Here is an 8,708-nt window from a genome sequence, read left to right on the forward strand (position 1 = left end):
GCTTCCTCTTCTCCAATGGAGGGCACGGACTTATACCCGGTTTATTGCGTTTCGCCTGACGACCGCAAACGGGAGAGAGAATGCCGGATTCTGATCGGGCGGACCGGATTCATACCGCGCCATGCGTTTTACAGGTGCTGCCTGCTCTGGATGTAGGCGGCGTGGAGCGGGGTACGCTGGAAATGGCACGCGCTATTACGGAGGCCGGAGGACGGGCGCTGGTCGCCAGTGCGGGCGGCCGGATGGTGTCGGGGTTGGAGCGGCGGGGAGGAGAACATGTTCTGATCCCGGATATGCCTGCCAAACAGCCGTTCAGGATTCTCCGCAATGCCCGCACGCTGGAGCGGCTGATCCGTCTGGAAGATGTTCGGCTGGTCCATGCACGTTCCCGTGCACCGGCTTGGGCAGCGTATCGGGCTGCACGTCGCACGGGGATTCCGTTTGTCACGACATATCACGGTGTGTACAGCGAGTCCTTCCCCCTTAAACGACATTATAATGCGGTGATGGCAAAAGGGGATCGCGTCATTGCGATCAGCCGGCATGTGGCGGCGCTGGTGGCGCAGCGTCATGGGGTGGGACCCGACCGGCTGCGCATTATCCCCCGCGGTGTCGATCCGATGCTGTTCGACCCCGCCACGATCACCGGCCTCCGTATTCAGCGTTTGGCGCAGCAATGGAAGTTGCCGGAAGGGGATGTTTTTTCCCTTGTTCTGATGCCGGCGCGTTTCAGCCGGTGGAAGGGGCAGCACGTTCTGCTTGATGCTTTGGGTCGCCTTCAGCGCCCGGATGTGATCTGTGTTTTTATCGGGGGAGATAAAGGGCAGCAGGATTATGCCCGTTCCCTGATGGAGCGCGCGAAAGAAAACGGTATTGCCGGCCAGATCCGGTTAGGCGGTATTTGTGATGATATGCCGGCCGCATTAAGCCTCGCCGATTGTGTGGTGCATGCATCGCTGGAAGCGGAACCGTTCGGGCGAACAGTCATTGAGGCACAGGCGATGGGGCGGCTGGTTATTGCCAGCGATCTCGGAGGGCCACGGGAAACGGTGGAGCATGGGGTCAGTGGTTTGCTGGTTCCGCCGGGGGATGTGGAGGCGTTGGCAGTTGCTTTGGCCGAAACACTGTCCTTGCCGCCGGATGTGCGGGCAGATGCGGGATGGCGGGCACGACAGAAAGTGCTGGAGCGTTACACCACGGATGCGATGCAGAGAGCGACATTGGACGTTTACAATGAATTGCTCGGCTGAGAGGCTATTTCGGCCATCACGCACTTTTTGCTGCACTGCGAGAATAAAAATCGTTCTTTTTTGTGCGTTGCACAATAATCGTTTATCGGATTATGCGGATATTATTTTGCAGTTAATGCAAAAGCATGTTGACTTAGTCCCAAAAGCTGAAATAACAATTCTCTTAGGAAAGAGATTTCCTCTATCGCCGGTCAGGTGAAGTCTCATGGCATCGCGCCAAGGCGTGATGGGCAGGGATCGAAACGTCAGCCGCTTTCCTGGCTGTATTGTTTTCGGTGGTCCTGCGTCGACGGAGTTTTCGACTGCTCCGGTTTCACGACTGAAGGAGACGATGGAATATGCATCGCTGAAATTTCCATTGCTTTCAGATGGTCCAACGTCTCGTGGCAAACAGCCTCCGGGATCAGGTCCATCACAAAAACTCCAAGAACAATCCACAATAAAATTATAATCAGGGGAAAGGTCTCTATGAAACAGCAAACGCTGTCCCGTGTTTGTGCCATGATGCTGGGCATCGGCGCTCTGGCGGTTTCTTTCCAGGCTCAGGCAAATGATGAGCTGGTGAAATTGTCCAAGGATTCTGCAAACTGGTCGATGCCTGCTGGTGATTATGCAAACCAGCGCCACAGCGCCCTGAAGCAGATTACGGTTGCCAATGCCAGCAAGCTGCGTCCGGTATGGAGCTTCTCCACCGGCGTCCTGCGCGGCCATGAAGGTGGTCCGCTGATCATCGGCGATGTCATGTATGTGCATACGCCGTTCCCGAACAAGGTGTTCGCCCTTGATCTGAACGACAATGGCCGTATCATCTGGGTGTATGAGCCGAAGCAGGATCCGGATGTTATTCCGGTCATGTGCTGTGACACCGTGAATCGCGGCGTGGCTTACGGTGATGGCAAGATCATCCTTCACCAGGCGGATAACGGGTTGGTCGCGCTGAATGCAAAGACCGGCAAAGAAGTGTGGAAGGTTATGACAGGCGACGCCAAGAAGGGCGAAACCGGTACCTCTGCACCGCTGGTCATCAAAGACAAGGTGATGGTCGGCATCTCCGGCGGTGAATTCGGTATTCAGGGCCGCCTGATGTCTTACAACCTGAAGGATGGTTCAAAGGCCTGGACGGCGTATTCTGTCGGCACGGACGATCAGATTTTGTTCGATGACAAGACCACGGCAATGGGCAAGCCTGTCGGTAAGGACAGCTCCATCAAGACCTGGCAGGGCGATCAGTGGAAAACGGGTGGCGGTTCCACATGGGGCTGGATTTCCTATGATCCGGACACCAACCTTGTCTATTACGGCTCTGGTAACCCCAGCACCTGGAACCCGGTGCAGCGTCCTGGTGAAAACAAGTGGTCCATGACCGTTTTCGCTCGTGATGCGGATACCGGCGTTGCAAAGTGGGTCTATCAGATGACCCCGCACGACGAATGGGACTATGACGGCATCAACGAAATGATTCTTGCCAACACCAAGGTGAACGGCAAGGAAACCAAGGCGCTGGTGCATTTCGACCGTAACGGCTTCGCCTATGTGCTTGATCGTGTGACGGGTGAGCTGCTGCAGGCGAACAAGTTCGATCCGGCGGTGAACTGGGCCACGGGTGTAAATCTGAAGACCGGTCTGCCTGATCGTGTGAAGAAATACTCCACTGAAGCCGGTGGTGAAGATCACAACACGAAGGGTATCTGCCCGGCCGCATTGGGCTCGAAGGACGAACAGCCTGCTTCGTTCGATCCGAAGACTCATATGTTCTACGTGCCGACGAACCATGTCTGCATGGATTACGAGCCGTTCAAGGTGTCCTATACCGCCGGTCAGCCTTTCGTGGGTGCCACGCTCTCCATGTTCCCGCCTGCGGGTGAGGATCATCTGGGCAACTTCATCGCTTATGATGTGGACAAGGGTAAGATCAACTGGTCGATCCCGGAAACCTTCTCCGTCTGGGCTGGTGCTTTGTCGACGGATAGCGGTGTCGTGTTCTATGGCACGCTGGATGGCTTCCTGAAGGCAGTCGATGCCAAGAACGGCAAGCTGCTCTACAAATACAAGACCCCGTCTGGCATCATCGGCAATGTCACGCCTTACGAACATAAGGGTAAGGAATACATCGCCGTTCTGTCCGGCGTCGGTGGCTGGGCCGGTATCGGTATGGCCGCTGGTCTGGCGGGCGACACCGAAGGTCTGGGTGCGGTCGGTGCCTACAAGGCTCTGTCCAGCTACACGCAGCTTGGCGGTGTGCTCACGGTGTTTGCCGTCGAGTAAATCGTCGAGGCATGTCCTCCCTGGGACATGATATTTCCAACCACTTCCCGGTGCCTTCGGGCACCGGGCTTTTTATTTCTTTTGATCTCATCTTTATTTTAGCTCAATGCGTGATCAAGCCTGTTCCAGTCATGGTTGCTTTCGGGCAACCCGAAACGGAACAGGCGATCATCCCAATCAAAGCGCCTTGTCATGATACCCGCTTTATTCAGCCGGTCATAAATCATCATACTGTCCGGGTGACGGGTTAGTCTGAACAGGCTGGTTCCCCCGAGAATCTCGAACCCTTTTGAAATCAATAACGCATCCAGACGTTCCGTCGCTGCCTCAAGACGCGTCATGGTTGCTTGCCGCCACGCATGATCCATCAGGGCTGCTCGGGCAATGGTGATCGCAGCACCAGAGACCGGCCACGGCCCCAAAATACGCCGCAGAAAATCAGCATGGTCTGGCGGTAAAATCGCAAAACCAAGCCTCAGCCCCGCCAAGCCATAGGCTTTTCCAAAAGAACGAAGACCAATGGCGGCAGAATGCTGTATCGTGCCAATGCTTTTGATTCCCCTCTCCAAATCGGCAAAGGCCTCATCGACGATCAGCCATCCGTTCCGATCAGCCATGCGATCAGACAGGATGTACAGATCGGATAGTGTGTAGCGTGTACCATCGGGATTATTAGGATTGCAGACAATGCTGATGCTGGCTTCCAATTTTTGATCTGGATCGGGGAAGCTGCATGTCTGGACGATGCGGTGCCCATGCAGCACCCAGGATGCTGCGTGTTCTGCATAGGTAGGGCCAACAATATTCACGATCCGGTTTTGACCGCCCAGGCAGAGCGGCAGCAAGCCGATCAGGCTCTGTGATCCGGGGGCGGCCACGACCCGGGATGCATCGGCGACACCGTATTGCTCGGCCGCGATCCGTTCCAGTGTGGCAAGGTCATCGGGATCGGGCAGGGCGCTCCATGCATGGGCGGGCAATGCGGGGAGAGGGTAGGCGAAGGGATTGATCCCGGTGGAGAGATCCAGCACCGGGGTCGGCGCATCGGGATTGGAACGGCGAAAGGCGGAGATCCGGCCACCATGAGATGGAAGGCTTGCTTTTCCGATGCTCACGCGGCACCCCATCCCGGATGATGCATTTCGACGGCTCTTCCTTCTGGCATGCCCTGTTTCCGGCGCATGCGCTGATCCTGCTGGTGGCGCTCTGTCTTGATGCGGGCTTCGGATATCCAGCCTTGCTTCAGCGTTGGCTTGGCCACCCGGTGCAGTGGATTGGCGCTCTGATCACGCTGCTGGAGCGATTTGGCAACCGACCTGCTTTTTCCCCGCTCTTGCGGAGAGTGTTCGGGATTGTGAGCATGATTCTGCTGCTGGCGGTCACAGTGCTGCCTGCTATCGGCATGACGTATCTGGCTCTGCGCTGGTTTCCGCTCTGGAGCGTCATGCTGATGTCTGCCCTGCCGGTTTCGGCCCTGATCGCGCAGAAAAGCCTGTATCAGCATGTCGCTGCCGTGGCGGAGGGGTTGCATCGTCATGGCCTGTCCGGTGGCAGGGAGGCTGTTGCCATGATCGTGGGGCGTGATGTCGCGGCGCTGGATGAGGCCGGCATTTCCCGTGCGGCCATCGAAAGCCTGGCCGAGAATTTCTCCGATGGAGTGGTGGCGCCTGCTGTCTGGTGTCTGCTGGCGGGGCTGCCGGGTATTGTTGCTTACAAGGCCATCAACACGGCGGATAGCATGATCGGCCACTTGTCGCCCCGCTATGCCATGTTCGGATGGGCGGCGGCGCGTCTGGATGATCTTGTGAATCTGCCTGCCTCCCGGCTTGCGGCTTTGTGTCTTGCCCTTGCAGCAGGCCAGCGGCGGGCGGAGGCTTTCATCGCGATAAGGAGGGATGCCGGATTGCACCGTTCCCCCAATGCGGGTTGGCCGGAGGCCGCCATGGCCGGTGCGCTCGGACTGCGTCTGGCGGGTCCCCGGCTGTATCATGGTGTCGCGGTTGAGGATGCCTGGATGGGGCATGGCCGCAAGGACGCTGATGGGGGGAATATCCTGCGCGCACTCGGGCTGTTTCGTCGGGCCTGTCTGCTGCTCTGGCTGCTTGTGCTGCTGACCCTGATCGCTGCCGTGGCGTTTGGCTGAACCGCATCTCATGCTGACAGGGCCAGCAGCCGGTCGATAGCGACATGCGCCTCCATATGGTCGGCCAGCGCATCAAGAGCATGCTCGACAGCATCCTCGTGATCGCCCCCATGGCTGCTCACATCAAGGGTCTCGAGCAGGTGACGCCTGAAGGCTCCCCCATGAAACAGACCGTGAAGATAGGTTCCCACCACCACCCCATCTGCTGACACGCATCCTTCCGGCGCATCGGGACCGAGCGACAGAAAGGGGCGCCGCAATCCTGCGCCGGTCGTGACCCCCATATGCATTTCATAGCCGCTGACTGGCACATCATGGTTGAAGAGATGACCGCTGCGCGGGGTCAGAATTTTATGCGGCTCCAGCACAGTCTCGATCTCCAGCAGCCCCAGCCCGGCGGCGCTGCCGGCGGGCCCTTCAAACCCTTGCGGATCGTGAATAGCACGCCCCAGCATCTGATAGCCTCCACACAGACCGATGATGCTCCGTCCTCTGCGCCGGTGCGCCAGAATATCGATATCCCAGCCATGGTGACGGAGAGCCGCCAGATCGGCGATGACGGTTTTCGATCCCGGAATGATAATCGCATCCGCCACTGGCAGGGCTTGTCCTGGCGGCACCATGACCAGTGTCACACTATCTTCGGCGGTCAGAGGATCGAGATCATCGAAATTGGCAATATGCGGCAGCATCGGCACGGCAATGACGGTGTTTCCCAGTCTTGTCGGGGCTGATAGGCCGCGCAGAAGATCCGCGGCATCTTCGGCCGGCAGGGCACGGGCGGCCTCGCAATGCGGTACCAGTCCGAGCGCTTCCCAGCCGGTTTGCTGTTCGATCAGTCGCATCCCTTCCGCGAACAGCGATGGATCGCCGCGCATGCGATTCACCAGAAAACCGCGCACCATGCCGGCATCGTCCGGGTCCAGCACGGTTTTGGTGCCGACCAGCGCGGCAATGACACCGCCGCGATCTATGTCACCCGCAATGATCACTGGAACATGAGCGGCGCGGGCAAAGCCCATATTGGCGATGTCGCCTGCACGCAGATTGATTTCAGAGGCGCTGCCAGCCCCTTCCACCAGTACGATGTCGGCCTGTTCCCGCAAAATGCCGAAACTTTCCAGCACGGCCCCCAGAAGCTGTGGCTTCATGGCCTGATAGGCCCGGGCTGTGGCTTGACCATGGACTTTTCCTTGCACCACGATCTGCGTGCCGATCTCGCTTTGCGGCTTCAGCAAGACGGGATTCATGTGATGGGAAGGGCTGATCCGGCAGGCGCGGGCCTGGAGAGCCTGTGCCCGGCCGATTTCACCACCGTCAGCGGCAATGGCGGCATTATTGGACATGTTCTGCGGCTTGAACGGGCGCACGACCAGCCCGCGCCGTGTGAGCGCACGGGCCAGCCCGGCCACCAGCAGGGACTTCCCGACCGAGGAGCCGGTTCCCTGTATCATGAGGGCACGGCTCAGAACTCGATTCCTTCCTGCGCCTTTACCCCGGCGGAGAAATGATGCTTCACGGCGGTCATTTCGGTGACAAGGTCGGCGGCCTCGATCAGACCAGGTTTCGCATTGCGCCCGGTCATGACGACATGCTGCATGTGAGGGCGGGTGGAAAGCCCCTGCAACACTTCTTCCAGCGTGAGATAGTCGTAGCGCAGGGCGATATTCAGCTCATCCAGAACCAGCAGGTCGATGTCGGAGCGTTGCAACAGGCTGAGTGCCTGATCCCAGGCCCGGCGGCAGGCGGCGATATCGCGCGCCTTGTCCTGCGTTTCCCACGTAAAGCCCTCGCCCATCGTGTGCCATTCGATGCGGTCTCCGAACGCGGTCAGGGCGTCGCGCTCTCCGGTTGACCAGGCCCCCTTGATAAACTGCACCACAGCACATCGTTTGCCTCGGCCCAGGCTGCGCAGCATCAGACCGAAGGCGGCGGTCGATTTGCCCTTGCCCGGCCCTGTATGGACGATCAGCAGCCCTTTTTCCTGTGTCTTGGAGGCAACCTCGGCATCCTGCACCGCCTTGCGATGGGCCATCTTGTCCCGGTGGCGGCGTTCTTCTTCCGTCCCGGTTCCCGGTGTTTCCGTCATCGCAGGCTTCCCCCATCAGGCTGTTTGAGCGGCAGGGCGCACCCTGCCGCGATCAGCAGCACGCGATCCGCGCCTGCCGCGATCCTCTGGTTCAGCAATCCGGCCTCATCGCGAAAGCGGCGTGCCAGCGCATTGTCAGGGACTATGCCCAGCCCGACCTCATTGGCAACCAGAATGGTGCAGGCGTTGCGGTGTGTCAGCGCGTTTTCAAATGCTTCCATAGCGGCTGGCAGATCATGTTCGCCCAGAATGAGGTTGCTCAGCCACAGGGTCAGGCAGTCCACCAGCACAGGGCGTGCCGGATGCTCGATCAGGGCTGTGGCGATATCCAGCGGAGCCTCGACGGTTTCCCAGCCAGCGAGCCGTGCGGCGCGATGTGCGGCAATCCGCGTCCGCATCTCCGCATCGAAGGCCTGCGCGGTGGCGATATAGCGCCATGGGGAAGGCAGAGAGGTGATCAGCGCCTCGGCATGGCGGCTTTTCCCGGATCGTGCGCCGCCGATGATCAGGGTCGCATGCGGCCAGCGCGTTGTTGCCGCCGCATTCGGCATGATCATGTTTGACTTCATCAGGCGGCGGCTCCTAAATCCCTGCACGATGGTTTTTCCGTGCGGACCGATCTCCGTGCCGGAAAATGAAAAGGGAACGCGATCCAGCACATGCTCCGGCCCGTCCGTTGGTTGTGCGATGTCGCGGCTGCCCCCGCAACTGTAGGCGGAGAGTGTTTTGCCCGGTCTGCTCCGGAGAATAAACCCGGAGCACCGTATCGCCACTGATCCCGGATACGGGATTGGGAAGGCAGGTGGAATACGTCTGATCCGTAAGCCAGGAGACCTGCCATCGTCCGGATCGCGAAACCGCGCGGGGTGCGCCGGGATCGTCTTTCCGCTTCAGGCCAGTGGTCTGGAGGCGATTATCTGTTCGCGCACCCTGACCGGTCTCTGGACGACCGTATTCTGTG

7 protein-coding genes and 1 riboswitch are annotated in these 8,708 nt (G+C 59.1%); of the genes, 3 read left to right on the forward strand and 4 right to left on the reverse strand.

What is annotated here, in order from left to right; translation table 11 throughout:
• Nucleotides 1-80: 80 nt before the first annotated feature.
• Nucleotides 81-1,250 (forward strand): glycosyltransferase family 4 protein, encoded by a 1,170-nt coding sequence (locus tag GbCGDNIH6_RS03365; RefSeq protein WP_072562835.1) that lies wholly within the window; start codon nt 81-83, stop codon nt 1,248-1,250.
• A gap of 468 nt (nt 1,251-1,718) precedes the next feature.
• Nucleotides 1,719-3,515, forward strand: coding sequence for a methanol/ethanol family PQQ-dependent dehydrogenase (locus GbCGDNIH6_RS03370; RefSeq protein WP_081369941.1), 1,797 nt, complete (start codon nt 1,719-1,721; stop codon nt 3,513-3,515).
• Nucleotides 3,516-3,613: 98 nt separating this feature from the next.
• Here GbCGDNIH6_RS03370 and cobD read toward each other — a convergent pair whose 3' ends face one another.
• On the reverse strand, nt 3,614-4,630 hold the full coding sequence (gene cobD / locus GbCGDNIH6_RS03375; protein ID WP_198355800.1) for a threonine-phosphate decarboxylase CobD: 1,017 nt from the start codon (nt 4,628-4,630) through the stop codon (nt 3,614-3,616).
• A gap of 20 nt (nt 4,631-4,650) precedes the next feature.
• Between cobD and cbiB the strand changes: the two genes are divergently transcribed.
• Nucleotides 4,651-5,658 (forward strand): adenosylcobinamide-phosphate synthase CbiB, encoded by a 1,008-nt coding sequence (cbiB, locus tag GbCGDNIH6_RS03380; RefSeq protein WP_095413431.1) that lies wholly within the window; start codon nt 4,651-4,653, stop codon nt 5,656-5,658.
• 8 nt (nt 5,659-5,666) lie between these two features.
• Here cbiB and GbCGDNIH6_RS03385 read toward each other — a convergent pair whose 3' ends face one another.
• The 3 genes from GbCGDNIH6_RS03385 to cobU are packed head-to-tail and all read right to left on the reverse strand — an operon-like array spanning nt 5,667 to nt 8,316.
• Nucleotides 5,667-7,112: a cobyric acid synthase gene (locus GbCGDNIH6_RS03385; protein ID WP_072562837.1), complete on the reverse strand. Its 1,446-nt coding sequence runs from the start codon at nt 7,110-7,112 to the stop codon at nt 5,667-5,669.
• An 11-nt stretch (nt 7,113-7,123) separates the two neighbouring features.
• On the reverse strand, nt 7,124-7,747 hold the full coding sequence (gene cobO, locus GbCGDNIH6_RS03390) for a cob(I)yrinic acid a,c-diamide adenosyltransferase (RefSeq protein ID WP_072562838.1): 624 nt from the start codon (nt 7,745-7,747) through the stop codon (nt 7,124-7,126).
• Entirely contained in the window at nt 7,744-8,316 is a 573-nt protein-coding gene (gene cobU, locus GbCGDNIH6_RS03395; protein ID WP_095413377.1) for a bifunctional adenosylcobinamide kinase/adenosylcobinamide-phosphate guanylyltransferase, read from the reverse strand. Before cobU ends, cobO begins: the two co-directional genes overlap by 4 nt.
• Before the next feature lie 12 nt (nt 8,317-8,328).
• Nucleotides 8,329-8,603, forward strand: a riboswitch (cobalamin riboswitch).
• The last annotated feature ends 105 nt before the right edge of the window (nt 8,604-8,708 follow it).

Origin of the sequence: Granulibacter bethesdensis (assembly GCF_001889525.1) — a bacterium.
GTDB classification, from domain to species: domain Bacteria; phylum Pseudomonadota; class Alphaproteobacteria; order Acetobacterales; family Acetobacteraceae; genus Granulibacter; species Granulibacter bethesdensis_C.